Source organism: Streptomyces sp. NPDC017448 (assembly GCF_044330565.1).
Lineage (GTDB): Bacteria > Actinomycetota > Actinomycetes > Streptomycetales > Streptomycetaceae > Streptomyces.
The window spans coordinates 65,003-90,770 of sequence record NZ_JBIRLM010000025.1 but is presented as its reverse complement, the minus strand read 5'-3'; the positions used below and the strand labels follow the sequence as shown (position 1 = coordinate 90,770).

The 25,768-nt window shown below is 74.1% G+C and carries 26 protein-coding genes; 20 read left to right on the top strand and 6 right to left on the bottom strand.

The genetic code is table 11. The features are described 5' to 3' along the window. Positions 1-13 precede the first annotated feature (13 nt). The 9 genes from ACH4K1_RS29795 to ACH4K1_RS29755 all read left to right on the top strand — a co-directional run bounded on the left by ACH4K1_RS29795 (position 14) and on the right by ACH4K1_RS29755 (position 8,333). The gene (locus tag ACH4K1_RS29795; protein WP_030114293.1) at positions 14-1,132 is read left to right on the top strand and encodes a ParA family protein; all 1,119 of its coding nucleotides are present in this window, start codon (positions 14-16) and stop codon (positions 1,130-1,132) included. After that, entirely contained in the window at positions 1,129-1,689 is a 561-nt protein-coding gene (locus ACH4K1_RS29790) for a hypothetical protein (protein ID WP_398092673.1), read from the top strand. The genes ACH4K1_RS29795 and ACH4K1_RS29790 overlap by 4 nt, the downstream gene beginning before the upstream one ends. 85 nt (positions 1,690-1,774) lie before the next feature. After that, positions 1,775-2,731 carry a segregation and condensation protein A gene (locus ACH4K1_RS29785; protein WP_398092656.1) on the top strand — a complete coding sequence of 319 codons (957 nt, stop codon included), beginning with the start codon at positions 1,775-1,777 and terminating at the stop codon, positions 2,729-2,731. After that, positions 2,728-3,384, top strand: a complete 657-nt coding sequence (gene scpB, locus ACH4K1_RS29780) for an SMC-Scp complex subunit ScpB (RefSeq protein ID WP_398092655.1) — start codon at positions 2,728-2,730, stop codon at positions 3,382-3,384. The genes ACH4K1_RS29785 and scpB overlap by 4 nt, the downstream gene beginning before the upstream one ends. Beyond that, positions 3,384-4,688 carry a pseudouridine synthase gene (locus ACH4K1_RS29775; RefSeq protein WP_398092654.1) on the top strand — a complete coding sequence of 435 codons (1,305 nt, stop codon included), beginning with the start codon at positions 3,384-3,386 and terminating at the stop codon, positions 4,686-4,688. Before scpB ends, ACH4K1_RS29775 begins: the two co-directional genes overlap by 1 nt. Before the next feature lie 129 nt (positions 4,689-4,817). Then, the gene (gene pnuC / locus ACH4K1_RS29770; protein ID WP_398092653.1) at positions 4,818-5,471 is read left to right on the top strand and encodes a nicotinamide riboside transporter PnuC; all 654 of its coding nucleotides are present in this window, start codon (positions 4,818-4,820) and stop codon (positions 5,469-5,471) included. Continuing rightward, the gene (locus ACH4K1_RS29765; RefSeq protein WP_398092652.1) at positions 5,468-6,547 is read left to right on the top strand and encodes an AAA family ATPase; all 1,080 of its coding nucleotides are present in this window, start codon (positions 5,468-5,470) and stop codon (positions 6,545-6,547) included. Before pnuC ends, ACH4K1_RS29765 begins: the two co-directional genes overlap by 4 nt. Continuing rightward, positions 6,544-7,311 carry an NUDIX hydrolase gene (locus ACH4K1_RS29760; protein ID WP_398092651.1) on the top strand — a complete coding sequence of 256 codons (768 nt, stop codon included), beginning with the start codon at positions 6,544-6,546 and terminating at the stop codon, positions 7,309-7,311. Before ACH4K1_RS29765 ends, ACH4K1_RS29760 begins: the two co-directional genes overlap by 4 nt. Continuing rightward, positions 7,308-8,333: an ADP-ribosylglycohydrolase family protein gene (locus tag ACH4K1_RS29755; RefSeq protein WP_398092650.1), complete on the top strand. Its 1,026-nt coding sequence runs from the start codon at positions 7,308-7,310 to the stop codon at positions 8,331-8,333. Before ACH4K1_RS29760 ends, ACH4K1_RS29755 begins: the two co-directional genes overlap by 4 nt. 25 nt (positions 8,334-8,358) lie before the next feature. Here the strand turns inward: ACH4K1_RS29755 and ACH4K1_RS29750 are convergent, their stop codons facing one another. Then, positions 8,359-9,063, bottom strand: a complete 705-nt coding sequence (locus ACH4K1_RS29750; protein WP_398092649.1) for a DNA polymerase beta superfamily protein — start codon at positions 9,061-9,063, stop codon at positions 8,359-8,361. 43 nt (positions 9,064-9,106) lie between these two features. After that, positions 9,107-9,523, bottom strand: coding sequence for a Rieske (2Fe-2S) protein (locus tag ACH4K1_RS29745; protein WP_398092648.1), 417 nt, complete (start codon positions 9,521-9,523; stop codon positions 9,107-9,109). 300 nt (positions 9,524-9,823) lie between these two features. Between ACH4K1_RS29745 and aroH the strand changes: the two genes are divergently transcribed. The 5 genes from aroH (at position 9,824) to der (ending at position 14,308) form a co-directional block, all read left to right on the top strand. After that, positions 9,824-10,186 (top strand): chorismate mutase, encoded by a 363-nt coding sequence (gene aroH / locus ACH4K1_RS29740; protein WP_398092647.1) that lies wholly within the window; start codon positions 9,824-9,826, stop codon positions 10,184-10,186. Further along, positions 10,183-11,268, top strand: coding sequence for a prephenate dehydrogenase (locus tag ACH4K1_RS29735; protein ID WP_398092646.1), 1,086 nt, complete (start codon positions 10,183-10,185; stop codon positions 11,266-11,268). The genes aroH and ACH4K1_RS29735 overlap by 4 nt, the downstream gene beginning before the upstream one ends. Positions 11,269-11,410: 142 nt before the next feature. Beyond that, entirely contained in the window at positions 11,411-12,106 is a 696-nt protein-coding gene (gene cmk / locus ACH4K1_RS29730; protein ID WP_398092645.1) for a (d)CMP kinase, read from the top strand. Beyond that, complete coding sequence (locus tag ACH4K1_RS29725) at positions 12,103-12,759, top strand: lysophospholipid acyltransferase family protein (protein WP_398092644.1); 657 nt, start codon at positions 12,103-12,105, stop codon at positions 12,757-12,759. Before cmk ends, ACH4K1_RS29725 begins: the two co-directional genes overlap by 4 nt. A 73-nt stretch (positions 12,760-12,832) precedes the next feature. After that, a complete protein-coding gene (gene der, locus ACH4K1_RS29720) occupies positions 12,833-14,308 on the top strand; it encodes a ribosome biogenesis GTPase Der (protein WP_145798824.1) in 1,476 nt (491 codons plus the stop codon). A gap of 95 nt (positions 14,309-14,403) precedes the next feature. Here the strand turns inward: der and ACH4K1_RS29715 are convergent, their stop codons facing one another. After that, the gene (locus ACH4K1_RS29715; RefSeq protein ID WP_398092643.1) at positions 14,404-14,733 is read right to left on the bottom strand and encodes a hypothetical protein; all 330 of its coding nucleotides are present in this window, start codon (positions 14,731-14,733) and stop codon (positions 14,404-14,406) included. A gap of 137 nt (positions 14,734-14,870) precedes the next feature. Next, positions 14,871-15,653, bottom strand: coding sequence for a hypothetical protein (locus ACH4K1_RS29710; protein ID WP_228991488.1), 783 nt, complete (start codon positions 15,651-15,653; stop codon positions 14,871-14,873). A gap of 497 nt (positions 15,654-16,150) precedes the next feature. On the opposite strand from ACH4K1_RS29710, the gene ACH4K1_RS29705 reads away from it, so the two are divergent. The 3 genes from ACH4K1_RS29705 (at position 16,151) to ACH4K1_RS29695 (ending at position 19,010) form a co-directional block, all read left to right on the top strand. Then, the gene (locus tag ACH4K1_RS29705) at positions 16,151-17,434 is read left to right on the top strand and encodes a glycosyltransferase family 4 protein (protein WP_398092642.1); all 1,284 of its coding nucleotides are present in this window, start codon (positions 16,151-16,153) and stop codon (positions 17,432-17,434) included. Then, positions 17,431-18,261 (top strand): transferase, encoded by an 831-nt coding sequence (locus ACH4K1_RS29700; RefSeq protein ID WP_398092641.1) that lies wholly within the window; start codon positions 17,431-17,433, stop codon positions 18,259-18,261. Before ACH4K1_RS29705 ends, ACH4K1_RS29700 begins: the two co-directional genes overlap by 4 nt. Positions 18,262-18,794: 533 nt before the next feature. Then, positions 18,795-19,010 carry an I78 family peptidase inhibitor gene (locus ACH4K1_RS29695; protein ID WP_228991485.1) on the top strand — a complete coding sequence of 72 codons (216 nt, stop codon included), beginning with the start codon at positions 18,795-18,797 and terminating at the stop codon, positions 19,008-19,010. A gap of 114 nt (positions 19,011-19,124) precedes the next feature. Here the strand turns inward: ACH4K1_RS29695 and ACH4K1_RS29690 are convergent, their stop codons facing one another. Further along, positions 19,125-20,138 carry a phosphatase PAP2 family protein gene (locus tag ACH4K1_RS29690; protein ID WP_398092640.1) on the bottom strand — a complete coding sequence of 338 codons (1,014 nt, stop codon included), beginning with the start codon at positions 20,136-20,138 and terminating at the stop codon, positions 19,125-19,127. Positions 20,139-20,658: 520 nt separating this feature from the next. Here ACH4K1_RS29690 and ACH4K1_RS29685 point away from each other — a divergent pair. Further along, positions 20,659-22,392, top strand: a complete 1,734-nt coding sequence (locus ACH4K1_RS29685; protein ID WP_398092639.1) for an MFS transporter — start codon at positions 20,659-20,661, stop codon at positions 22,390-22,392. A gap of 101 nt (positions 22,393-22,493) precedes the next feature. Continuing rightward, a complete protein-coding gene (locus ACH4K1_RS29680) occupies positions 22,494-23,714 on the top strand; it encodes an acyl-CoA dehydrogenase family protein (RefSeq protein WP_398092638.1) in 1,221 nt (406 codons plus the stop codon). A gap of 69 nt (positions 23,715-23,783) precedes the next feature. Here the strand turns inward: ACH4K1_RS29680 and ACH4K1_RS29675 are convergent, their stop codons facing one another. Then, complete coding sequence (locus ACH4K1_RS29675; RefSeq protein ID WP_398092637.1) at positions 23,784-24,227, bottom strand: cell division protein SepF; 444 nt, start codon at positions 24,225-24,227, stop codon at positions 23,784-23,786. Between the two features lie 310 nt (positions 24,228-24,537). Here ACH4K1_RS29675 and ACH4K1_RS29670 point away from each other — a divergent pair, with 310 nt between their 5' ends. Continuing rightward, positions 24,538-25,752: a DUF5685 family protein gene (locus tag ACH4K1_RS29670; RefSeq protein ID WP_398092636.1), complete on the top strand. Its 1,215-nt coding sequence runs from the start codon at positions 24,538-24,540 to the stop codon at positions 25,750-25,752. Positions 25,753-25,768: the final 16 nt, after the last annotated feature.

Below are 25,768 nucleotides of genomic sequence, written 5' to 3'. Positions count from 1 at the left end.
TGGTCAACCAGGGATGCCTGTACGGGGTCTGAGCCCGACCGGGCTCGAAGCTGTCGGCTCCGTCGCGGTCCGCACCTTCGCCACCCAACAGCACATGACGACAGCCCCCCAGACGATGGACGGCCCACACGTGAACGCCACGGCCGGCAACGAGAGCAGCCGGGACACCGACCGCTTCGCCGACTTCGCCGAGGTGCCCGAGGGGCACTTCTACGACCCCGACGCCGAGTACGAGCCCGACCCGGAGTACGCGGCCACCCTCGCACCCGACGCCGCGCGCCAGCGCCGTGAGCGCATCGGCCCGACCGGGCGGCCCCTGCCGTACTTCCCGATCCCGGGCCCCCTGACCGAGCACGGCCCCGCCAAGATCATCGCGATGTGCAACCAGAAGGGCGGCGTCGGCAAGACCACGTCGACCATCAACCTGGGCGCCGCGCTGGCGGAGTACGGGCGCCGGGTCCTGCTCGTCGACTTCGACCCGCAGGGCGCCCTCTCCGTGGGCCTCGGGGTCAACCCGATGGAGCTCGACCTCACCGTCTACAACCTGCTCATGGAGCGGGGCATGACGGCCGACGACGTGCTGCTCAAGACGGCGGTCCCCAACATGGACCTGCTGCCCAGCAACATCGACCTCTCCGCGGCCGAGGTGCAGCTCGTCAGCGAGGTGGCCCGCGAGTCCACGCTCCAGCGCGCCCTCAAGCCGCTGATGGCCGACTACGACTACATCGTGATCGACTGCCAGCCCTCGCTCGGCCTGCTCACCGTGAACGCCCTGACCGCCGCTCACAAGGTCATAGTGCCGCTGGAGTGCGAGTTCTTCGCGCTGCGCGGGGTCGCGCTCCTCACCGAGACCATCGAGAAGGTCCAGGAGCGGCTCAACCCGGAGCTGGAGCTCGACGGCATCCTCGCCACCATGTACGACTCCCGTACGGTGCACAGCCGCGAGGTCCTGGCCCGCGTGGTCGAGGCCTTCGACGAGCACGTCTACCACACGGTCATCGGGCGCACGGTCCGCTTCCCGGAGACCACGGTCGCCGGTGAGCCCATCACCACGTACGCCTCCAACTCGGTCGGCGCGGCCGCCTATCGCCAGCTCGCCAGGGAGGTGCTCGCCCGGTGTCACGCCGAGTGAGTCTGCCCGGGGCCGACGAGCTGTTCCGTACCACCGGAGGCGGGATGGGCCTCCAGCCGTCCTCCCCCGCGGACCGGCGGCGCAAGGCCAACGGCGAGCCGCGGGTTCCCGCGCCCGCCGGGGAGAGCGGCCCCTCCGGCCAGGCCCCGCAGGCGGACCGTGAGGAACACGCCGCGGCCGACGCCGACGGCCCCGACCCCCGCGGCCGGAGCGGCGAGGGCGAGCGTCCGGCCTCCGCCCAGGCCGCCTCCGGTGAGCGTCCCGCCCCCGCACCGGCCGAGCAGCCGCCGGCGGTCCAGCCGCAGCGCAGGCGCGGCGCCGGACGCGGCGCCAACCGCCGCCCCAGCGGCCGGGAGCGGCACGACGAGAAGATCACGGTCTACGTCTCCGCCGAGGAGCTGATGGACCTCGAACACGCCCGGCTCGTCCTGCGCGGCGAACACGGCCTCGCCGTCGACCGCGGCCGCATCGTCCGCGAGGCGGTGGCGGTGGTCCTGGCGGACCTGGAGTCCCGGGGCGACGCGAGCATCCTCGTACGGCGGCTGCGCGGCCGCTGAGCGGCACGGCGCGGGTAGCCTGCCCCGCAAGGACCCGCCGGCCGGCGGGGCCCGCCCGCGCCGCCGCCCCACCCCTGGAACCGCCATGCCCACGTCCGACGCCCCCGCAGCCCCGCGCCGACGCGCCCTGGGGCGGGGAGCGGGCGGCGCGGCGCCCCCGGAGGCCGTACCGGAGCCCGCCGCCGAGCCGGAGCCCGGGGCGGGCGAGCGGGAGCCCGAGGGCGACGGCAGGCGGTTCACCGTGCGGCTGGTGAACTTCGAGGGCCCCTTCGACCTCCTCCTCCAGCTCATCTCCAAGTACAAGCTGGACGTGACCGAGGTCTCCCTGTCGAAGGTCACCGACGAGTTCATGGCGCACCTCCGCGCCATGGGCCCCGGCGGGGACCTCGACCAGACCACCGAGTTCCTGGTCGTCGCCGCCACCCTGCTCGACCTCAAGGCCGCCCGGCTGCTGCCCGCCGCCGAGGTGGAGGACGAGGCGGACCTCGCGCTCCTGGAGGCGCGGGACCTGCTCTTCGCGCGGCTGCTCCAGTACCGGGCGTACAAGCGGATCGCCGAGATCTTCCAGGACCGCCTGGAGGCGGAGGCCCGCCGCCGCCCCCGTACGGTCGGACTGGAGGACCACCACGCGGCCCTGCTGCCCGAGGTGGTCATCGGCATCGGCCCGGACGGCTTCGCGCGGCTCGCGGTGAAGGCGATGCGGCCGAAGCCGGAGCCCCAGGTGTACGTGGACCACATCCACACCCCGCTGGTCAGCGTCCGGGAACAGGCCGGCCTGGTGGTGGAGCGGCTGCGCGCGGCGGGGGCGGCGGTGAGCTTCGAGGCGCTGACCGAGGACGCGCCGGACACCCTCACCGTGGTCGCACGGTTCCTGGCCCTGCTGGAGCTGTACCGCGAGAAGGCCGTCACCCTGGACCAGGACGAGGCGCTGGGCGACCTGCTGGTGGCCTGGTGCGGCGAGGAGGGTGCGGAGCCGGTGGTGACGGACGAGTTCGACCAGGAGCCGGGGGACGGGACCGACGAGGAGGGCCTACGGGAATGAGCGAGCAGCCGGACCGGGAGCGGGACGAGGGCGCGGTCGCCTCGCTCGACCTCAAGCCCGCCCTGGAGGCGGTCCTCATGGTCGTCGACGAGCCCGCCACCGTCGACCACCTCGCCAAGGTGCTCCAGCGGCCCCGGCGGGCGGTGGCGGACGCGCTGCGGGAGCTGGCCGACGAGTACACCGCGCAGCGCCGGGGCTTCGACCTGCGGCTCGTGGCGGGCGGCTGGCGTTTCTCCAGCCGTTCCGAGTACGCGGCGGCGGTCGAGGGCTTCGTCCTGGACGGCCGGCACGCCCGGCTCACCCAGGCCGCGCTGGAGACGCTGGCGGTCGTCGCGTACCGGCAGCCGGTGAGCCGCTCGCGGATCTCGGCGGTGCGCGGAGTCAACTGCGACGGGGTCATGCGGACCCTCCTCCAGAGGGGTCTGGTGGCCGAGGCGGGCGCGGAACCCGAAACAGGTGCGATCCTGTACAGGACGACGAACTACTTTCTGGAGCGCATGGGCCTGCGCGGCCTGGACGAGCTCCCGGAGCTCGCGCCCTTCCTCCCGGAGGCGGACGCGATCGAGGCTGAGACGCTAGAGGGTGTGCCGTCGTTCGATCCGGACGCACCGGACACCCCGGATACTCACGCAGACGACAAGACGGAATTTTGATGCGAAGCAGTGGCAGGAACAGCGGAAGCGGCAGCGGCGGCAGTGGCCGGAGCGGCGGCCCCGACCGGAACTCCCGGGGCGGCGGCGCGGGCGGCGGCGGGCGGAGCGGCGGCGGGTCCTTCCGTCAGGGCCAGGGCGGTGGCCAGGGCGGACGCTCCGGCGGCCCGGGAGGGCGCTCCGGCGGCCCGGGCGGCGCCCGCGGCGGCAGTGGCCAGGGCGGGCGTCCCGGCGGCCAGGGCGGCCGTCCCGGCGGTCAGGGCTTCCAGGGCGGACGCGACGAGCAGGACCAGCGCCCCCGCCGTCCCCGCCCCGAGGAGCGCCGCTACGACGTGGGCAACGACGCCCCCGGCGCCCGGGAGGGCCAGGACGGCCCCCGCAAGGGCCGCGGGGCCGCCGCGCGCGGCGGTGCCAAGGGCGGCCCGAAGCCCGCGCAGGGTGGCGGCCGCAGCGGCGGCGGCTTCCGGCGCGGTGGCGCCCCGGCGCGCTCCCGCGAGCTGGACGCCAAGATCGAGCAGCGCAACCGCGACCGGTACGCGAACAAGCCCGAGATCAAACTGCCCAAGACCCACCCGGGCGCCGAGCAGGAGGGCGAGCGGCTGCAGAAGGTCCTCGCCCGGGCCGGGATGGGCTCGCGCCGGGCGTGCGAGGAGCTGATCGAGCAGGCCCGCGTCGAGGTGAACGGCGAGATCGTCGTCGAGCAGGGCAAGCGCGTCGACGTGCACAAGGACGAGATCAAGGTCGACGGCCTCACCGTCGCCACGCAGTCGTACCTCTTCTTCGCGCTGAACAAGCCCGCCGGGGTCGTCTCCTCGATGGAGGACCCGGACGGCCGCCAGTGCCTCGGCGACTACGTGACCAACCGCGAGACGCGGCTGTTCCACGTCGGGCGGCTCGACACCGAGACGGAGGGCATCATCATGCTCACCAACCACGGTGAGCTGGCCCACCGCCTCACGCACCCCAAGTACGGCGTGAAGAAGACCTACCTGGCCGCCATCCAGGGCCCCCTGCCGCGCGACCTCGGCAAGCGGCTCAAGGACGGCATCCAGCTGGAGGACGGCTACGCCCGCGCCGACCACTTCCGCGTCGTCGAGAACACCGGCAAGAACTACCTGGTCGAGGTCACCCTCCACGAGGGCCGCAAGCACATCGTGCGCCGGATGCTGGCCGAGGCCGGCTTCCCGGTCGAGCGGCTGGTGCGGACGGCCTTCGGGCCGATCCCGCTGGGCGACCAGAAGTCCGGCTGGCTGCGCCGCCTGACCAACACCGAGGTCGGCATGCTGATGAACGAGGTCGGCCTCTAGCCGCGTCCGCACCCCTGCGAAGGCCCGCGGCCGGTTCGGTTCGGAAAGTTCGAACCGAACCGGCCGCGGGCCTTTCGCCGTCCCCGTCCAGCCTTTATAGTCAGAGTGACTATTAAGAAGGAGGCGGGCGTGAGTCTCGCGGACGTACTCGACCCCCTGCAACAGCCCCTGGTGACGGTCCTGGACACCCCGGTCAGCTGGACCGAGGTGCTCGGCTTCGGCAGCGGGGCGCTGTGCGTCTGGCTCGTGGCCCGCCAGCACATCGCCAACTGGCCGATCGGCATCGCCAACAACGTCTTCTTCATCCTGCTGTTCGCCCAGGCCGGTCTGTACGCCGACGCCGGCCTCCAGATCGTCTTCATCACCCTCGCCGCGTACGGCTGGTGGACCTGGACCCACGGGGGTGGACCGGGCTCCACCGCCCTGCCGGTGCGCAGAACGACCCGCGCCGAATGGAGCCGGCTGCTCGCGGCGGGGGTGGTGGGGACCGCGGCGATCACCCTGCTGCTCTCCCGGGCGACCGACTCCACCGTCCCGTTCTGGGACGCGCTGACCACGTCCCTGTCGCTGACGGCCACCTACGGCCAGTGCAGGAAGAGGCTGGAGTCCTGGTGGCTGTGGATCGCCGCCGACGTGGTCTACATCCCGCTCTACGCCCACAAGGGGCTGTACCTGACCTCGCTGCTGTACGCCGGATTCCTCGCGCTCTGCCTGATGGGCCTGCGCGACTGGCGCCGCGACCTGGCCGCCCGTGCGGCCCGCCCGGTGGGGGCGGCCGCGTGAAGCGCTACGGACACGGCCTGGTGCTCGGCAAGTTCTACCCGCCGCACGCCGGCCACCACCACCTCGTCCGCACCGCCCAGGACCGCTGCGAGCGGCTGACCGTGCTGGTCTGCGCCGCCTCCGTGGAGTCGGTCCCGCTCGCCGACCGGGTCGCCTGGATGCGCGAGGTCCATCCGGACGTCACGGTGGTCGGGGCGGTCGACGACACGCACATGGACGTGACCGACCCGGCCGTCTGGGACGCCCACATGGCCGTCTTCACCGCCGCCGTGCCCGAGCGGGTGGACGCCGTCTTCACCTCGGAGGCGTACGGGGAGGAGCTGGGCCGCCGCTTCGGCGCCCACTCCGTCCTCGTCGACCCCGACCGCACCCTCTTCCCGGTCTCCGGCACCGCCGTGCGCGCGGACCCCGTGGGCTGCTGGGACTTCCTCCAGCCGCCCGTACGGGCCGCCCTCGCGCGCCGGGTCGTCGTCCTCGGCGCGGAGTCCACCGGCACCACCACCCTCGCCCGGGCGCTCGCCGCCCACTACCGGGCGCGCGGCGGAGTCTGGTCCCGCACGGGTTACGTCGCCGAATACGGGCGCGAGTACAGCGAGGACAAGCTCGCCGCCCTGCGCGAGCGGTGGCCGGGCGCCGCCTGGGAGGACGTCGCCTTCACCACCGACGACTTCCCGCTCATCGCCCGGACCCAGAACGACCGGGAGGAGGCCGCCGCCCGCGCCGGATCCCCGGTCCTCTTCTGCGACACCGACTCCTTCGCCACCACCGTCTGGCACGAGCGGTACGTCGGCGGCCGCAATCCGCTCGTCGAGGAGATCGCGGACCGGGCCGGCCACCACCTGTGGCTCCTCACCGACCACGAGGGCGTCGCCTTCGAGGACGACGGACTGCGCGACGGCGAGGAGCTGCGCCCCTGGATGACCGACCGGTTCCGCGCCGAACTCACTCGCACGGGGCGGCGGTTCGTCGAGATGACCGGCCCGCCCGAGACACGGCTCGCCGCCGCCGTCGCCGCCGTCGACGAACTCCTCGCCGCCGGCTGGGACTTCGCCGCCCCCCTCCCGGAGAAACGATGAACACCCCCGCCCCCGAGGGCTACGACCCGCACGCCTACGCCCCGTTCGCCGTCACCGTCGACCTCGCGGTCTTCACCGTCCGCGAGGCCCGGCTCCACGTGCTGCTCGTCGAACGCGGCCAGGAGCCCTTCAGGGGACGGTGGGCGCTGCCCGGCGGCTTCCTCCTGCCCCGCGAGTCCGCCGAGGACGCCGCCCGGCGCGAACTCGCGGAGGAGACCGGCCTCGGCCCCGATACGGTCGGCGCCCTCCACCTCGAACAGCTGCGGACCTACACCGCCCCGGACCGCGACCCGAGGATGCGGGTCGTCTCCGTCGCGTACGCCGCCCTCCTGCCGGACCTGCCCGAACCGCGCGGCGGCGGCGACGCGGCGTCCGCCCGGTGGTGGGACGCGGACGCGGCCGGGCCGCTGGCCTTCGACCACGACCGGATCCTCGCGGACGCCCGCGACCGGATCGGCGCCAAGCTCGAGTACACCTGCCTCGCCACCGCGTTCTGCCCCCCCGAGTTCACCCTCGGGGAGCTCCAGCAGGTCTACGAGACCGTCTGGGGCGTCGAGCTGGACCGCCCCAACTTCCGGCGCAAGGTCCTCAACGCACCCGGCTTCGTCGAGGCCGTCGAGGGCCCGCCGCGCCGCACCGGCGGCCGGGGCAAACCGGCCGCGCTCCACCGGGCGGGCGATGCCACTGCCCTGCACCCGCCGCTGCTGCGCCCGCAGCGCACCGACGCCGCCGCCTCCTCCGGACCGGAAGGACACGACCGATGACCCTCGCCACCCCGCCCCTGACCAAGCAGGCAGCCACCGGCGTCCTGACCGGGCTCGCCCTCGGCGACGCCCTGGGCTTCCCCACCGAGTTCAACGACGTACCCTCGATCCTCGCCAAGTTCGGCCCCTGGCGGCAACTGCCCCTCCTGACGCCGGCCGTGGTCTCCGACGACACCCAGATGACGATCGCGCTGGGCCGGGGCATCCGGACCGCCATGGACAGCGGACTGCTCACCCCCGAGCGGATGACGGGCCCGGTCATCGCCGAGTTCGTCGCCTGGTACCACTCGCCGGACAACGACCGCGCCCCCGGCAACACCTGCCTCACCGCCTGCCGCCTGCTCGAACGCACCCGCAGATGGCAGGAGGCCAGCCAGCTCCACTCCAAGGGCTGCGGCGCCAACATGCGCGTCGCCCCCCTCGGCCTGGTCCCGGGCCTCAGCGCGGAGCAGCGCGCCGGCGCCGCCCAGCTCCAGGCCGCCCTTACCCACGGCCACCCCACCGCCCTCGCCGCCTCCGACCTGCTGGCCCGCGCGGTGTTCCTGCTCGCCCAGGGCGGCGAACCCCTCGGCCTGATCGGGCAGTTGCGCAGCTACGCCCTCGAGAACCGGGGCCGGTACCACACCCGGTGGCTCGGCGACCTCTGGCTCCACGCCGGCGACGCCACACCGCAGGCGTACATCCAGCGCGGCTGGGACGAGTGCCTGGCGGCCCTGGAGACCGTCCGGGACGCCCTGCGCTCCCCGTCGCCGGAGACCGACCCGTGCGAGCGGACCGGGGACGGCTGGGTCGCCGAGGAGGCCCTCGCCACCGCCCTGCACTGCTTCCTGCTCTTCCCCGAGGAACCCGTCACCGCCCTGCGCCGGGCCGCCTGCACCCGGGGCGACTCCGACTCGATCGCCTGCCTGACCGGGGCGCTCGCCGGGGCGCACCTGGGCGCGGCGGCCTGGCCCAAGGAGTGGTCCGAGCGCATCGAGTACCGCAGCGACCTGCTCTCCCTGGCGGCGCTCTGGGACGCCTGAGCGCCGAGGGCGGCCCGCCGGCCGTTCAGCGGGCCGCCTCCCGCGCCGCCGACGCCCGCCGGGCGCGGACGAGGAAGTCCTCCACCGCCGCCCGGTCCGGCTCCGGCGGCAGCGGGGTGCGGGCCGCCGCCTCGTCGTTCTCCGCCCCCAGGCGGTTCATCCGGCGCTCCACCTCCGGCCAGGGCACCTCGCCCCGCTTCACCGCCAGCAGCTCCTCCCGGGCGCTCCCGACGTCGATGCGCAGCTCACCGGTGCGCAGCAGGTCCCGGCCGCTCGCCAGCAGCCGCAGCAGATGCATCGCGTGCTTCCAGCGCGGTGCGCCGTGGACCCGTACGTCGGCCTCCAGCTTCCTCCGCTGCCCCAGGGCGTACCGGACGAACGTGCCGTGCGCGAGCCGGGACAGGAACGCCCCGCGCAGCGCCAGCAGCTCGCGGCCGGTGCCGTCCACGCACTCCACGAGCGGGGAGTGCAGGCACTCCAGCACGTTCGGGTTGGCCCGGAGCGCCAGCTCGCAGAAGCGCTCCAGCTCCCACGAGAACTGCTCCGGCGCGGGCCCCTCCACATGCGTCGGCGGTTTCTCCAGGCGCCAGAACAGCGGGGTGGGCGCGAGAAAGACCCCCCGCCGGTCCGTATCGCTGTCCTCGGTCGCCAGACCGAACGCGCGCGAGCCCATCACGCAGGCGTAGACCGTGTGGTCGCGTACGAGTGCCTCGTCGGCGGAGCTGGTCACGGCCGTGAGGCTACCGGTCCGGCCGCGGGGCCACCGGCCCGGCTCAGGCCCGCCGGATCGCGCCCCCCGAGACGCTGATCCGCACGGCGGGCAGCGGCCGGGTCGCCGGTCCGGCCTCGACCGCCGCGTCGGTGATGCCGAACCTGCTGCCGTGGCAAGGACAGGCGATGGAGCCGTCGCTCACCGTCGAGACGAGGCAGCTCGCATGGGTGCAGACGGCGGAGAACGCCTTGAACTCGCCCTCCGTCGGCTGGGTCACCACGACCTTCCGCTCCTTGAGGACCGCCCCGCCCCCGACCGGGATGTCCGCGGTCCGGGCCAGCTCCACCCCGTCGTCCGCCGACGGCGGCGGGGAGCCGGCGTCCCCACCGCCGCCCCCGCCGGAGGAACCGCAGCCGGTGGTCAGGGCGGCGGCGCCCGCCGCACCGGCGGCCAGCACCGCCCTTCGCCGTGCGTTCATGGGCTCTCCTCGGGTGGGGCGTGGCGCGGTGGACGGGGGCCATCGTGGGGGCGGAGAGCCCGGGGGAGAAGCAACCGGGCGGGCCGTGCCCCCGACCGGGTGGCGGACGGGACTCCTCCGGCCGAAGCCCGTACCGCGCACGCCGAAGCCCGTACCGCGCGCCACCGCCCGCCCGGCCCGCGCCCCGCCCGTCTCACGGAGGGAACGCCGTGACCGCCCTCGCCCCGGCCGATCTAGGGTGGGACGAGCGGCCGCAGGTGCGGCGGCGCGGGCGAACGGACGAGGGACGAGGAGCACGACGTGGCGGTACGGGCGATCCGGGGGGCCGTCCAGCTGGACGAGGACGAGGCCGGGCACATGGGCCGACGGGTCGGCGAACTGCTCACGACCGTGCTGGAGCGCAACGAACTCGTCGCCGACGACCTGATCAGCATCTGGTTCACCGCCACCCCCGACCTGCACAGCGACTTCCCGGCCGCCGCCGCCCGGAGCCTCGGGATCGTCGACGTCCCCCTCATCTGCGCCCAGGAACTGGACGTCGAAGGGGCCATGCCCCGGGTCGTCCGTATCCTCGTGCACGTCGAGACCTACCTCTCGCGCGCCGAGATCACCCACGTCTACCTCGGCGCCACCGCCGCTCTGCGCAAGGACATCGCCCAGTGAGAACCGCCCTCGTCATCGGAACCGGGCTCGTCGGCACCTCCGCCGCCCTCGCACTGGCCGGCCGCGGCGTCCGCGTCCACCTCGTCGACCACGACCCCGAGTCCGCCCGCACCGCCGCCGCGCTCGGGGCCGGTACGGACGAGGCCCCCGAGGGCCCGGTCGACCTGGCGGTGATCGCCGTGCCGCCCGCGCACACCGCCGCCGTCCTCGCCACCGCCCTGCGCGACGGGGCGGCCCGCGGCTACCTGGACGTCGCCAGCGTCAAGGGCGGCCCGCGCCGCGAACTGGAGGCGCTCGGCCTCGACCTCGCCGCCTACATCGGCACCCACCCCATGGCGGGGAAGGAGCGCTCCGGTCCGCTCGCCGCCACCGCCGACCTCTTCGAGGGCCGCCCCTGGGTCCTCACCCCGACCCGGGACACCGACACCGAGGTGCTCAACCTCGCGCTGGAGCTGGTCGCCCTCTGCCGGGCCGTCCCCGTCGTCATGGACGCCGACGCCCACGACCGGGCCGTCGCCCTCGTCTCGCACACCCCGCAGCTGATCTCCTCCATGGTCGCCGCCCGGCTGGAGGAGGCCGACGAGACCGCCGTACGGCTGTGCGGCCAGGGCATCCGCGACGTCACCCGGATCGCCGCGTCCGACCCCCGGATGTGGGTGGAGATCCTCTCCGCCAACCCCGGCCCGGTCGCCGACGTCCTCGCCGGGGTCGCCGCCGACCTGGAGCGGACCGTGGCCGCGCTGCGCGGGCTCGGATCCGCCGACGAGGGGAAGCGGAGCGCGGGCGCCCACGCCGTCGAGGACGTCCTGCGCCGCGGCAACGCCGGCCGCGTCCGGGTTCCCGGCAAGCACGGAGCGGCCCCCGCCGCGTACGAGACCGTCGCCGTCCTCATCGGCGACAAGCCGGGCGAGCTGGCCGCGATCTTCGCCGACGCCGGCCGGGCCGGGGTCAACATCGAGGACGTCCGCATCGAGCACGCCACCGGCCAGCAGGCGGGCCTCGTCCAGATCATGGTCGAGCCCAGCGCCGCCCCGGCCCTCGGCGCGGCGCTCCGGGAACGGGGCTGGTCGATCCGGGGCTGAGCCGCCCCGGCCGGTGGGGCGCCGTGCGCCGGGGCGGCGGCGCCCCCTCACCCGTACGGGGTACAAGGGCGTGCCCGGCACTCGGTAACCTGGTACGAGGCCGCTTCCAGGCCCGTACGTCCCCGCCCCGTGTACCAGGAAGGTGTCCACCACCGTGGAAACCGCACGCTCCTCCGTGATCGTCGCCATCGACGGGCCCTCGGGCACCGGCAAGTCGAGCACCTCGAAGGCCGTCGCCGCCGAGCTCGGCCTGAGCTACCTGGACACGGGCGCGCAGTACCGGGCCATCACCTGGTGGATGCTGACCAACGGCGTGGACGTGAGCAACCCGGAGGAGATCGCCACCGCCGCCGCCAAGCCCGTGATCGTCTCCGGTACCGACCCCACCGCCCCGACGATCACCGTGGACGGCGTGGACGCCTCCGGGCCGATCCGCACCCAGGAGGTCACCTCCAAGGTCAGCGCCGTCAGCGCCGTTCCCGAGGTGCGTACGCTCATCACCGCCCTCCAGCGCTCCATCGCGGCCGCCGCGACCGGCGGCATCGTGGTCGAGGGCCGGGACATCGGCACCACCGTGCTGCCCGACGCGGACCTCAAGATCTTCCTCACCGCCTCTCCGGAGGCCCGCGCCGCCCGCCGCAGCGGCGAGGTCAAGGGCTCCGACCTCGCCGCCACCCGCGAGGCGCTGATCAAGCGGGACGCCGCCGACTCCGGCCGCAAGACCTCCCCGCTCGCCAAGGCGGACGACGCCGTCGAGGTGGACACCACCGAACTGACCCTCCAGCAGGTCATCGAGTGCGTCGTCACCCTCGTCGAGGGGAAGCGGGTCGCCGCGTGAGCGATGCCACGGGCGCGCCCACGCTGCGCGGAGCGGCCGTCGGGCGGACCATCGGCATCGGCCTGATGTACGGGCTGTGGAAGCCCCGGGTGCTCGGGGCCTGGCGGGTGCCCGCCACCGGACCGGTCATCCTCGCGGTGAACCACTCCCACAACATCGACGGCCCGATGCTGATGGGCACCGCGCCCCGGCCGGTGCACTTCCTGATCAAGAAGGAGGCGTTCGTCGGCCCCCTCGACCCGTTCCTGCACGGCATCGGGCAGATCGAGGTGGACCGTACGACCGTCGACCGCACCGCCATCAGCCACGCCCTGGGCGTCCTGGCGGACGGCGGGGCCCTCGGGATCTTCCCGGAGGGCACCCGGGGCGAGGGCGACTTCGCCTCGCTGCGCGCCGGGCTCGCCTACTTCGCGGTCCGCGGCGGGGCCCCGATCGTGCCCGTCGCGGTCCTGGGGAGCACCGAGCGGCGCGGCCGGCTGATACGGGGGCTGCCCCCGCTGCGCAGCCGGGTCGACGTCGTCTTCGGCGACGCGTTCGACGCGAGCGCCGGCGACGGGCAGCGTACGCGCAAGGCGCTGGACGAGGCGACCCTGCGGATTCAGGCGAAGCTCACCGCCCACCTGGAAACCGCCAAGCGCCTCACCGGGCGATAGGCCAGACTTGAGTACTTGAGTAGTGGGCCGCGCTGATCGCGGTCCATCGATGACGCACAGAGGAACGGACTTCATGAACGACCAGATTCACTCCGACGGCTCGGGCCACGAGCACGGAGAACTTGGCGATGCCGAGTACGCGGAGTTCATGGAGCTCGCCGCGCAGGAAGGCTTCGACCCCGAGGAGATCGAGGGAGCCCTCGACGAGGCCGGTCACGGACCGCTCCCCGTGCTCGCCGTCGTCGGCCGCCCCAATGTCGGCAAGTCGACCCTGGTGAACCGGATCATCGGCCGCCGCGAGGCCGTCGTGCAGGACAAGCCCGGCGTCACCCGCGACCGCGTCAGCTACGAGGCCGAATGGGCCGGGCGCCGCTTCAAGGTCGTCGACACCGGCGGCTGGGAGCAGGACGTCCTCGGCCTCGACGCCTCGGTCGCCGCCCAGGCCGAGTACGCCATCGAGACGGCCGACGCGGTCGTCTTCGTCGTGGACTCCACCGTCGGCGCCACCGACACCGACGAGGCGGTCGTCAAGCTGCTGCGCCGGGCCGGCAAGCCCGTGGTCCTGTGCGCCAACAAGGTCGACGGCCAGAGCGGCGAGGCGGACGCCACCGCGCTGTGGTCGCTCGGCCTCGGCGAGCCCTACCCGGTCTCCTCGCTGCACGGCCGCGGCACCGGCGACATGCTGGACGCCGTCCTGGAGGCCCTGCCGGACGCCCCGGCCCAGAAGTTCGGCACGGCGCTCGGCGGGCCCCGCCGGATCGCCCTGATCGGCCGCCCGAACGTCGGCAAGTCCTCCCTGCTGAACAAGGTCGCCGGCGAGGACCGGGTCGTCGTCAACGAGCTGGCGGGCACCACCCGCGACCCGGTCGACGAACTGATCAACCTCGGCGGCATCACCTGGAAGTTCATCGACACGGCCGGTATCCGCCGCCGCGTCCACCTTCAGGAAGGCGCCGACTACTACGCCTCGCTCCGTACGGCCGCAGCCGTGGAGAAGGCCGAGGTCGCCGTCATCCTGATCGACTCCAGCGAGTCCATCAGCGTCCAGGACCAGCGCATCGTCACCATGGCCGTGGAGGCCGGGCGCGCCATCGTCGTCGCCTTCAACAAGTGGGACACCCTCGACGAGGAGCGCCGCTACTACCTGGAGCGCGAGATCGAGACGGAGCTGGCCCAGATCTCCTGGGCCCCGCGCGTCAACGTCTCGGCCGTCACCGGCCGCCACATGGAGAAGCTGGTCCCGGCGATCGAGACCGCGATCGAGGGCTGGGAGACCCGCATCCCCACCGGGCGGCTGAACGCCTTCCTCGGCGAGGTCGTCGCGGCCCACCCGCACCCGGTCCGCGGCGGCAAGCAGCCGCGCATCCTCTTCGGCACCCAGGCGGGCACCAAGCCCCCGCGCTTCGTGCTCTTCGCCTCCGGCTTCCTGGAGCACGGCTACCGCCGCTTCATCGAGCGCCGGCTGCGCGAGGAGTTCGGCTTCGAGGGCACCCCGATCCACATCTCCGTACGCGTCCGCGAGAAGCGCGGCCGCAACACCGGCAAGTAGCCCGCCGTACGGCGAAGCCCCGGACCGCTCTCGCGGTGAGCGAGCGGTCCGGGGCTTCGCCGTACGGTCTGCGCCGTCGGGTTCCGGTCGGGGCCTCAGGAGTCCCGCGACCCCGTCCCGGGCGGCAGGGCGGCCGGCCGGGGGCGTCCCGCGTGCCGTCCGACCCGCTGCCAGGCGCCGACGCCGCCGGTGTGCTGGCCCTGCCCGCCGCCCGTTCCCCGGCCCTCGCGCCCGGAGGGGGCCGGGCGGCCGCTCAGCGGGGCCCTCGTGGCGAAGAAGCCGGCGCTGAGCGCCGGGAAGGAGAGGTTCTCCTCGCCGCTCCGATCGCCCGGCAACGCCCGGAACGAGCGCCGGTACTCGGAGTACAGCGCGTCGTAGATCGGGGTGGGGGACACGCCCCCCGGCGGCTCCTGCGCGGGACGCATGGCAGGGATCGGGCTCTGATGCTGGCGGGAGGAGTCGTATGAGTGCACGTAGGTGCCAACGACCTCGCCGCTCCTCGGATGCGGCCCCGCCGGAGAAAACGCCGTACGGCGCGAGCGCCCGACCGGGGCGGACACGCTCAGGTCCCGGCCAGCGGCATCGCCGCGGCGACCAGGACGCCGTTGACCGCGGCCTTCTCCAGGGCGTCCCGCAGCAGATCCTCGCGCGGCTGCTGGCCGATGGTGCCGGCCGGGGCGGCGAAGACGAGGACCGTCTGCGACTTGTTGACCGCGGCCCGCCAGCCCTCGGTCACCTGGAGCGGCCGGTGGGCCTGCCACCAGGCGACCGGGTTGCCGCCGCCCGCGCTCGGCTGCAGCACCGCATGGAGCTGGCCCACCGCCAGCAGCACGGACCAGCCCGGCAGGACCTCCGGCAGCCGGTTCAGGCCGGGGGCCGGGCGGAAGCCCTGCTCCAGCAGCAGCTGGAGGAACTCGTCGCCCCCGCTGCCGTCGGTGCCGGGCCGGGCGACCGGGCCGGTCGGTTCGACGACCAGGGCCGGACGCAGGTCGTCCTCGATGAGGACGAGTCCGCTGGTGATGCCGAGGACGGCCTGTTCGGGCATGAGCCCCTCCGTGTTCTTCCGCTCGCTGCCGGTGATGCTGCGCACCGCGCCCTGGAGCTGGTCCTCGGCCACCCTGACGACCTGCGAGGGGATGCACGTGGCGTGGGCGAAGGCGAGGACGGCCGTCTCGTCGCCGACGAACAGCACCGTGCTGGTGCGTTCCTGGTCGGAGTCGCCCGGGGTGCGGCAGGAGGTGCAGTCGTAACTGCCCGGGGCGTTGTCGCCGACGAGCAGCCGGTCGGCTTCGTCGTCGCCGATCTCGGCGCGTACGTCCTGGCTGACGTCGAGCATGCGCGGCACGGGGGCTCCTCGAACTCGGTGCGTGGGCCGGGTGGTTCCCGGCTCATACCGAGGACAACGCGGGATGCGTGGCCGGGGTCACGCACCGGCCGGACGGAAGTGCGAAAAGACGGGCCGGGGCCGATGAGCCGCCCTGTCGAGCCGCCGGTGCGGATTCCGTCGGCGGAGGGGCCCGGAATCTTTTCCCGAGCGGCAGGCAACCTCCCGGCATTTTCCTACGTCAAGCTCGGAGGAAAGTGTCGGCGAACGGGTGGTGGGCAGGCGACCCGCGCACCGTGACGGCAGCCTGCTCGCGCGGTCCCGTTACTTTCGGGTCCGGCGGGTATCCGGATTCTTTCCTTCCGGAACCCGCAGGTCAGCGGCGGTCCGGTGGGCGGGCGGGAACGCCGGGAGCGAAAGCGGGGATGCTCCGGGATTTCCCGGTGCATTTCGGGCGGGCAAGCGGTCGGGAAGCACCGTCTTGACAAGGTCGGTTCGACAGGGGAAACAGCGACACCATGCATATTTCTTTCCTTCTGCACAATGCCTACGGAATCGGGGGGACCATTCGGACGACGTTCACGCTCGCCCGTACGCTCGCGGAGCGGCACGACGTCGAGATCGTGTCCGTCTTCCGGCACCGTGACGCCCCCGTCCTCGGCGCGCCCGAGGGCGTGGCGCTGCGCCACCTCGTGGACCTGCGGAAGAAGAGCGCGACCTACGACGGCGGCGACCCCGACCACGCCCGCCCCGCCGCGGTCTTCCCGCGCGGCGACAGCCGGCACAAGCAGTACAGCCGGCTCACCGACGCCCGCATCGCCGCCCACCTGCGGACCACCGGGGCGGACGTCGTCGTCGGCACCCGCCCCGGCCTCAACGTCCATCTCAGCCGGGAGACCCGGCGCGGACCGGTGCGCGTCGGGCAGGAGCACCTGACCCTCGACAGCCACGGCTACCGGCTGCGCCGCGAGATCGCCCACCGCTACACGATGCTCGACGCGCTCACCACCGTCACCCGTGCCGACGCGGACGACTACCGCACCCGGCTGAAGCTGCCGGGCGTGCGGATCGAGGCCATCCCCAACGCCGTTCCCGAGCCCGCCTGCCCGCCCGCGGGCGGCGATCTGAAGTGGGTCGTCGCGGCGGGCCGGCTGCACCGGGTCAAACGCTACGACCTGTTGGTGCGCGCCTTCGCCCAGGTCTCCGCGGCCCGCCCCGACTGGCGGCTGCGCATCTACGGCGGCGGCGACGCGACCGGCGACGAGCAGGCGGCGCTGCGCACCCTCGTCGACCGGCTCGGCCTGCACAACCACGTGTTCCTGATGGGCTCGGCCAACCCGATGGAGGCCGAGTGGCCCAAGGGGTCGATCGCCGCCGTCACCTCGGACCGCGAGTCCTTCGGCATGACCATCGTCGAGGCGATGCGCGGCGGCCTGCCGGTCGTCGCCACCGACTGCCCGCACGGGCCGGCCGAGATCGTCGAGGACGGCGTCGACGGCCGCCTCGTGCCGGTCGGCGACCCGGACGCGATCGCCGCCGCACTGCTCCAGCTGATCGAGGACGACGAGCTGCGCCACCGGATGAGCGCGGCCGCGCTGACCGCCTCGGCCCGCTTCGACCCGGCGCGGATCGCCGAACGCCACGAAAGCCTCTTCACCGAACTCGTCGCCCGCGGCGCGCGGGGACGCGGCCACGGCGCCCTGCGCACCGCGCTGCACCGCACCCGCGGCACCGTCCTCGACGGGGCCTACGCCCTGCGCTACAAGGCCGCCGACGTACTCCGCAAGGGGAGGACCCCATGAGCTCCACCGCCGTACGGGCCGACTGCGCCGCCGATCCGGCCGGGACGCTCACCTTCGTCCTGACCGCCCCGGCGGCCCCCGTCGCCGCGTCCACGCTGCTGCTGCGCCGCCGGGGCGCGGCGGGCGCCGCACCCGGCGGCACGGTGCGCATACCGCTCAGCGGCTCCGGGCCCGGGCGGCTGCGGGCGGTGCTCCCCGCCTCCGCCCGCCTGGCCGAGGGGCGCTGGGACGCCTACGTCGAGGAGCCGGGGGCCGAGGGGACGCGGACCGTGGAGCCGGGGCTGCGGGACCTGCGGGCCCTCGTCGACCGCACCCCGGACGCCGGGGCCCCGGGCGTCAGCGCCCGGGTGCCCTACCCGACCGCCGACGGGCGGCTCGCCCTGCGCTGCTGGGTCCGCGCCCCGCACGCCGAGGCGGGGGCCGTCGTCGGCGGACCGGACGGCATGACGGTCGAGGGCGTGCTGTACGGCGTCACGGCGGGGGAGGGGGCCGCCGTGGAAGCCCGGCTGCCCGGGGAGCCGGCCCGGACGCACGCCGTCCCGCTCGCCTCCCCGGGCGGGCCCGCCGGGGCCTTCGCCTTCACCCTGCCCTACGCGCCGCCGGCCGCCGGCCGGGTGGCCGGGGCGCAGCTCTGGCAGCTGTGGCTGATCCCGGCGGCGGGTGCGGAGGGCGTACGGATCTCCCGGATCCTCGACGACGTGTGGTCCCGCCGCACATCCTTCGTCTACCCGAGCGCCCCGGCGGCGCCCGGAGTGCTCGCCACCCCGTGCTACACCGCCGACAACGACCTCTGCCTCCGGCTGGAGCCCGCCCCGGCGGGCCGCTGAGGAACGGTCCCCGGACCGGAGGAGGGGCCGGGCAGCCGACGGGGCCCGGACGCCTCGGTCGCCCCCGCCCGGCGCCGGCTCCCGCCCCCGCCCGGCGCCCGCTTCCGGGCGGGCCGCGCGACCCCGCAGCGGGGCCGCCGGGAGCGGTCGAACGCGCCCGGCTCCTCTTCGGACGACGGGTCGCCCGTCCTTCCGGCGGGCGTGCGAGGGAAACGCGCGGAAAGGGAAGAGCGGTTGAAGAGCACGGAAAATTCTTGTGCTCCGGCCATTCGGGCGTGCTCCCGGAGCTGGAAAAAGAAGCAGGTCACCCGGGTGATTCCGGAGTAATGCGAGCGCCTTTTCGGACTGGTGAACGAAGGGGCCCGCTATTGCGCGCGTACGGTCCCGGCCGGGCCCTTCCGGGGGAGGGGGCGACGTATAAGCGTGTGGGGATCTTGTGACACAAGCGTGACCGCCGCGGTACGGGGAGATGCGACGGCGGACCGGCCCGGCCCGGCCTTCCGTCACGGTCCGGGGCCGCCTACGGTGAAGGCATGGCATCTCTACCGACCCCTCCCGCCCAGCCGGACGACGACACCGGCACGTACGTCGGCCTCGCCGCCGACGCCGCCGAACGGCAGGCCAGAAGCCGCGGCTGGGACACGGTCCGGGCGGTCCCGCCGGGCACGTTCCTCACCATGGAGTTCCGGCAGGGCCGCATCAACTTCCAGGTTGAGGACGGCGCCGTGACGCGCTGCTGGGTGGGCTGACCGCCCGGCCCGGACATGCCGGTGGCCCCGACCGAGGTCGGGGCCACCGGCATGCGCGAGGCGTGCACGAGGAGGGGCCGGGGCCTGTCGGCCCGGCCGGACGGGGAGGCGGGATCAGCCCCCCGACATCGGGCGCGCCGGACTGCCGGCGCGCGGGCCCCGCTCCGCGTGCGGCGGCGGGCGCCGGACGCCCGCCGGGGCGACCGGCATACCGCCCGGCTGTGCGGTGTGCCCGGTGTGGGCCCGCGCCCGGACGCCCGTCCCCGCGGGACCGGCGGGCAGCGCCGGCTCGGGCGGCGCGGCCGGCGCGGTTTCGGCGGCGAGGCCGTCGGCGGCCGTCGGCTGCGGCAGCAGCACCGGCTGCGGCCCGGCACCGGTCGCGGGGCGGGCTCCGCCGCGCCGCTCCCGCCACCGCTCGCGCACCGCGAAGATCCAGGTCTCGGTCCGGGCGATGAGCGGCTCGAACCACGGCAGCGCCAGGAGGATCAGCAGTCCGGCCGTCCAGCCCAGCAGGACGTCGCTGAGCCAGTGCGTACCGATGTAGACCGTGGTCAGGCCGACGCCCAGGGAGACCGTCGCGGAGACGGCGGACAGATAGCGTCTGGCGCGTGGCGTGGTGGCCAGGTAGGCAAGGATTCCCCAGGTCACGACGGCGTTGGCGGTGTGCCCGGAGGGGAATATATCGCCGCCGGCGAACATCTCGGCCGAGCCGATCTGCGTCGCGTAGTGCGGGCCGAGCCGCCCGAGCCCCAGCTTGACCGCGCCCACCGTCACATTGAGCAGCAGCAGGGACGTGCCGAGGACCAGCAGCGGCCGGAGGGTGTGCTGACGCCAGGAGCGCCAGCCCAGCCAGCAGGCGACCATCACCGCCGTGGGGCCGCGCTGACCGAGCACGACGTAGTAGTCGAGGAAGGCGTGCAGCTCCGGCCACTGCTGGTAGGGCCGGAACAGCATGACCTTCCAGTCCAGAGCCACCAGCCAGGACGTGATCAGCACCGCCCAGACGATGGCGACATAGAACGCCAGCGTTCCGCCGAAGAGGGCGATGCGGTGACGGCTCATCCGCGGCGCCTCTATCTTCGGCGGTTCCGGCTCCCGGTCCAGCCGGGCAAAGATGTCGGTACGCACCCAATCGACGTTACAGCGAGTGAGTGTGGGAGCAGGCCGAACCAGCCGCTTTGTGATGACGATGTGATGTGGACTCCGTCTCGAAACGATGTCTTTTCCGGGCCCGGAGAAGAATCTCCGTGATCTTGTACTGCGCGGCCCCGCCGATTGTCCGCCCGTTCGTTCGCCGAGGTGTTTGATCTCTCGGAAAGAGGGCCGCATCCAAATCCCCGACAATTGATACCGCCATTCGGGGGAGACGCACCCGGCCGGGCGGACGTCCGCTCCCTCCGGCCGGCCGCCCGCCCGGGGCCTCCTCCGGCGGCGGGCCGCGGGCGGTCCGGAAGGGAGCCCCCGGCCGGAGCCGGGATGGCGTACGCCACACTGTGCGGCGGGCCGGGGTATGACGTGGACCACGTGTGGCCTCGCCGAACTCGCGTACGCTGACGCTTCACTCGCCCGTCGATGCCGGGGCCGGGGGACGCGCACCCCGCGTCGCCGTCGGCCCGCCGAGCGCGAGGACTCATCGGGAGGTACGCAGATGACCGGGACGACCACGGCCGGGAACCGGCTGCGCCGGGCCGCGGACGGCGCCGACCGCTGGGTCGTCCTCGTGGTCCTCTGCCTGAGCCTCCTGGTCGTCGCGCTGGACGCGACCGTGCTCCACGTCGCCGTCCCCTCCCTCACCGAGGACCTCCGCCCGAGCGGACCGGCCCTCCTGTGGATCGTCGACTCCTACCCCCTCGTCTGCGCCTCGCTCCTCATCCTCTTCGGCACGCTGGGTGACCGGGTCGGCAGACGGCGCGTGCTGCTCCTGGGGTACGTGCTGTTCGGCCTCGCCTCCGCGGTCGCCGCGTCGGCCGACTCGTCCGCCGTGCTGATAGCGGCCCGCGCCCTGCTCGGCGTCGGCGGCGCGATGATCATGCCCGCCACGCTGTCGATCGTCCGCCAGGTCTTCCCCGACCGCCGGGAGCGGGCGCTCGCCATCGGGGTGTGGACCGCGGTGGCCGCGATCGGCGCGGCCGTCGGGCCGGTCGTCGGCGGCTTCCTGGTCGAGCACTTCTGGTGGGGCTCGGTCTTCCTGATCAACATTCCGCTGATGGCCGTGATCCTGCCGCTGGGCCGCTGGCTGCTGCCCGAGTCGCGGGGCGGCGACGAGGGCCCGTGGGACGTGCTGGGCGCGCTGACGGCCGCCGCCGGTGTGCTCGGCGTCGTCCTGGGCGTCAAGCGGCTGGGCGGAGGCGCGGGCCTCCTGGACCCGGGCGCGCTGATCCCCTCCGTCCTCGGAGCGGTGCTCCTGGCCCTCTTCGTGCGCCGGCAGCGGCGCCGCGACCATCCGCTGATCGACGTGACGATGTTCGCCCGCCCCGCCTTCTCCACCGCCGTCGGCTGCATCGTGCTCGCCATGCTGGCGCTGGTCGGCCTCCAGCTGATCGCCGTCCAGTACCTGCAGCTGGTGCTGGGGCTCAGCCCGCTGGAGACCGGCCTGCGGCTGCTGCCGCTGACCTTCGCGGCCATGGCGGCGGGCGCCACCGGCTCGTACACCCTGCGCCGCGTCGGGCCCCGCCGGATGGTCGGGTGGGGCTTCGTCCTCACCGCCGCCTCGGTGCTGCTGCTCACCTCGATGGGGCAGCACGACCGGCCCGCCCTGCTGACCTGCGGGTTCGTCCTGCTCGGCTTCGGTCTGCAGACCACGCTCTTCGGGGCGTACGAGTCGATGCTGAGCGACGCCCCGCCGGAACGGGCGGGCGGCGCGGCGGCGATCGGCGAGACCTCGTACCAACTGGGCGCGGGCCTCGGCATCGCCCTGCTCGGCAGCGTCATGAACGCCGCGTACGCTCCCGGCCTCGCCTCCCTGCACGAGAAGGGCGTCCCCGCCCACGCCGGAGCGGCGGCCTCCCACTCGCTGGGCGAGGCGTACCAGGTGGCCGCGCAGCTGGGCGGACCGATGGGCGACCTGCTGCGCTCCACCGCCCGGCACGCCTTCGTCGAGGGCCTCCACACCACGCTCCTGGTCAGCGCCGGGCTGCTGCTGCTCGGGGCGCTGGCCGCGCTGCGGTTGCCCAGGGCCATGGACTGCCCGGCGCAGGAGACGGCCCCGCCCCGCTCCGGGGCCGCCGCATCCGCGAGCGGGGGCGCCGAGACCGCGCCGCCCGGACATCGGGCCCCCGAAGCGGCCCGGGCGCCCGGATCCGACCGCGCGGTCCCGCGCCCGGTGGCGCCCGCGCGGCGCGAGCCGGCCGAGGCGACCGGCTCTGGACGGGCGGCACACTGAGCCGTAACGTCAGCACGACGCCCGACTACCACTGCTAGTTTTCGGAGGGCGGGATCCTCCCGGCCCCTCCGAGCACCGTGCGAGCCGCCGGAGGCGCCCTCATGTCCAGCACCGAGTCCGTGAAGCCGTCGAAGCTGCCGCCGTTCGACGCCACGGACCCCCTCGGCATCGACGACCTGCTCGGTCCCGACGACCTCGCGATCCGCGACACCGTCCGCGCCTGGGCCGCCGACCGCGTCCTGCCGCACATCGCCGAGTGGTACGAGAAGGGCGAACTGCCCGGCATCCGGGAGCTGGCCCGCGAGCTCGGCGCGCTGGGCGCTCTCGGCATGTCCCTCGACGGGTACGGCTGCGCCGGGGCGAGCGCCGTCCAGTACGGGCTGGCCTGCCTGGAGCTGGAGGCCGCCGACTCCGGCATCCGCTCGCTCGTCTCCGTACAGGGGTCGCTGGCGATGTACGCGATCCACCGCTACGGCTCCGAGGAGCAGAGGCGGCGGTGGCTGCCCGGGATGGCGGCCGGCGAGATCATCGGCTGCTTCGGCCTGACCGAGCCCGACCACGGCTCGGACCCGGCCGGGATGCGGACGTACGCCAAGCGCGACGGCGAGGACTGGGTGCTCACCGGCCGCAAGATGTGGATCACCAACGGCTCGGTGGCCGGGGTCGCCGTCGTGTGGGCGCAGACCGACGAGGGCGGGGACGGCCGGGGCGTCCGGGGGTTCGTCGTGCCGACCGACGCCGCCGGGTTCTCGGCCCCGGAGATCCGGCACAAGTGGTCGCTGCGCGCCTCGGTCACCAGCGAGCTGGTCATGGACGAGGTGCGGCTGCCGGCCGACGCGGTGCTCCCGGAGGCGAAGGGGCTGCGCGGTCCGCTGAGCTGTCTGAGCCACGCGCGCTACGGCATCGTCTGGGGGTCCATGGGAGCGGCGCGCGCCAGCTTCGAGTCGGCCCTCGACTACGCGCGGGGCCGGGAGCAGTTCGGCCGGCCGATCGGCGGCTTCCAGCTCACCCAGGCCAAACTGGCGGACATGGCCCTGGAGCTGCACAAGGGCATCCTGCTCGCCCACCACCTGGGCCGCCGGATGGACGCGGGCGCGCTCCGGCCGGAGCAGGTCAGTTTCGGCAAGCTCAACAACGTGCGGGAGGCGATCGAGATCTGCCGCACCGCGCGCACGATCCTCGGGGCCAACGGGATCTCGCTGGAGTACCCGGTGATGCGGCACGCGACCAACCTGGAGTCGGTGCTCACCTACGAGGGGACCGTGGAGATGCACCAGTTGGTCCTGGGCAAGGCGCTCACCGGCCTCGACGCCTTCCGGTGACGGAGGTGCGCCGGACCGCGCACGCCGGCCGGCCGCGTTGACCGGTTCCGTCTCCGGCGAGCGCCCCGCTCAGCTCTGGTTGAAGAAGCCGTCGGCCTTCCGGTCGGCGGCTTCGCCCGCCACCACCTGGGTGTCGGCGGGGGAGAGCAGGAAGACCCGGGTGGCCACCCGGTCGATCGAGCCGCGCAGACCGAAGATCAGCCCGGCGGCGAAGTCCACCACGCGCTTGGCGTCGGCGGGGTCCATGGCCGTGAGGTTGACGATCACCGGGACGCCGTCCCGGAACAGCTCGCCGATGGCCCGCGCGTCCCGGAAGCTGTCCGGCGTCACCGTCGCGATCCGGCGGTCCCGCTCCTCGGCCGCCTCGGTGGCCACCTGCACCCGGGGGTCGGTGACCCAGGCGTGGCTGCCCGTGCCGGTCTCCGGACCGTCGTTGTACTCGTCGTCGTAGTACCGCTCGTCGTGGTCCTCCACGAGGCCCAGCCAGGCACTCGCCTTGCGCACCGATCCCATGGACGCCTCCTCTCACCGCGGTTCTGTCGTGTTCCGCATCTCTTTCGTATCCCTATGGTCGTCCATGATGCGGATACCGCGCCAAGTAGATAGTCGGCTCGCAGGCGATTCGTGACGTGACTGGTGCAGAGGATGTGGCGGTTCGTCAGGGTTCGTCCTAGCTCAGGGGGGGTTGCAAAAAGAAAATATGACGGTTCGGGCCGTACGGGTGATCCTGCTGACGGACGGGTGAACGGGTGGCTCGATACGATGCACGACGCTCCGGTACGCGAGCGTCGCGCACCGGCTGAACGGCTCACGGGGGATCGTCGTGTTCGGAATCGTCAGGCCCTGCGTCCACCGGCTCTCCGACGGTCTCCGGACCGAGTGGATGGCCCATCTCTGCGGTCTCTGCCTGGCCCTGAGGGCGGATCACGGGCAATTCGCCCGTATCGTGACGAACTATGATGGCCTGATCGTCTCGGTCCTGACGGAGGCTCAGGTCGGCCGGGCCCCCGGGGCGCGGCGCACCGCGGGCCCCTGCCCGTTGCGCGCCATGCGCACCGCGCCGGTGGCCCAGGGCGAGGGGGCCCGGCTCGCCGCCGCCGTCTCGCTCGTCCTCGCCTCGGCCAAGGTCCGCGACCACGTCGCCGACCGGGACGGCCTGTTGGCCCGTCGCCCGGTCGCCGCCGCCGCGCGCCGGGTGGCCGCCGGTTGGGACCGCGCGGGAGCGCGGACCGGGGCGGCCCTGGGCTTCGACACCGCGCTCCTCGTCGACGCGGTGGACCGGCAGACCGGTATCGAGACGCTCGCCGGCCCCGGCACCCCGCTGCTGGCGGTCACCGAACCCACCGAGACCGCCACCGCCGCCGCCTTCGCGCACACCGCCGTCCTCGCCGGAAAGCCGCAGAACGCCCCGCCGCTCGCGGAGGCGGGCCGCCTCTTCGGGCGGCTCGCCCACCTGCTGGACGCCGTGGAGGACCGGGAGGCCGACGCGGCCTCGGGCGCCTGGAACCCGCTGACGGCCACCGGCACCCCGCTCGCCGAGGCGCGCCGGCTCTGCGACGACGCCCTGCACGGCGTACGGCTCGCCCTCCGCGAGGTGGAGTTCACCGACGCCCGACTCGTCCACGTCCTGCTCGCCCACGAACTGCGCCGCTCGGTCGACCGCGCGTTCGGCACCTCCTCCTGCTCCCACCGGGAGGGCTCGGGGCTGCTCGTGCCGGACGGTTCCTTCGGGCCCCCGCCGGGCAATCCGTACGGGGCGCCGCCCGGCAACCCGTACGCCCCCGGCGGCCCGGGCTCCCCGCCGCCCCCGCCGCAGCCGCCCCGAGACCGGCGCGGGCTGATCGCCGGGTGCCTGGTCTGGGCCGGTCTCGCCTGCACCTGCCAGATGTGCTGCGGGAGCTACGAGGACCCCTGGAGCAGGGAGCGGCGCCAGGCGCCCTGCAGCAACTGCGGCGACTGCTGCGAGGCGTGCGACTGCTGCAGCCAGTGCGGCGAGGGCTGCTGCTGTTGCGGGGAGTCCTGCGGCTGCGACTGCTGAGCCCGGCAGGGCCCGG

Excerpts from the sequence above, each read along its gene's own strand:
- ACH4K1_RS29795 (WP_030114293.1), top strand. The coding sequence starts at position 14 with ATGCCTGTACGGGGTCTGAGCCCGACCGGGCTCGAAGCTGTCGGCTCC.
- ACH4K1_RS29785 (WP_398092656.1), top strand. The coding sequence starts at position 1,775 with ATGCCCACGTCCGACGCCCCCGCAGCCCCGCGCCGACGCGCCCTGGGG.
- scpB (WP_398092655.1), top strand. The coding sequence starts at position 2,728 with ATGAGCGAGCAGCCGGACCGGGAGCGGGACGAGGGCGCGGTCGCCTCG.
- ACH4K1_RS29775 (WP_398092654.1), top strand. The coding sequence starts at position 3,384 with ATGCGAAGCAGTGGCAGGAACAGCGGAAGCGGCAGCGGCGGCAGTGGC.
- ACH4K1_RS29760 (WP_398092651.1), top strand. The coding sequence starts at position 6,544 with ATGAACACCCCCGCCCCCGAGGGCTACGACCCGCACGCCTACGCCCCG.
- ACH4K1_RS29755 (WP_398092650.1), top strand. The coding sequence starts at position 7,308 with ATGACCCTCGCCACCCCGCCCCTGACCAAGCAGGCAGCCACCGGCGTC.
- ACH4K1_RS29745 (WP_398092648.1), bottom strand. The coding sequence starts at position 9,523 with ATGAACGCACGGCGAAGGGCGGTGCTGGCCGCCGGTGCGGCGGGCGCC.
- der (WP_145798824.1), top strand. The coding sequence starts at position 12,833 with ATGAACGACCAGATTCACTCCGACGGCTCGGGCCACGAGCACGGAGAA.
- ACH4K1_RS29715 (WP_398092643.1), bottom strand. The coding sequence starts at position 14,733 with ATGCGTCCCGCGCAGGAGCCGCCGGGGGGCGTGTCCCCCACCCCGATC.
- ACH4K1_RS29705 (WP_398092642.1), top strand. The coding sequence starts at position 16,151 with ATGCATATTTCTTTCCTTCTGCACAATGCCTACGGAATCGGGGGGACC.
- ACH4K1_RS29700 (WP_398092641.1), top strand. The coding sequence starts at position 17,431 with ATGAGCTCCACCGCCGTACGGGCCGACTGCGCCGCCGATCCGGCCGGG.
- ACH4K1_RS29695 (WP_228991485.1), top strand. The coding sequence starts at position 18,795 with ATGGCATCTCTACCGACCCCTCCCGCCCAGCCGGACGACGACACCGGC.
- ACH4K1_RS29685 (WP_398092639.1), top strand. The coding sequence starts at position 20,659 with ATGACCGGGACGACCACGGCCGGGAACCGGCTGCGCCGGGCCGCGGAC.
- ACH4K1_RS29680 (WP_398092638.1), top strand. The coding sequence starts at position 22,494 with ATGTCCAGCACCGAGTCCGTGAAGCCGTCGAAGCTGCCGCCGTTCGAC.
- ACH4K1_RS29675 (WP_398092637.1), bottom strand. The coding sequence starts at position 24,227 with ATGGGATCGGTGCGCAAGGCGAGTGCCTGGCTGGGCCTCGTGGAGGAC.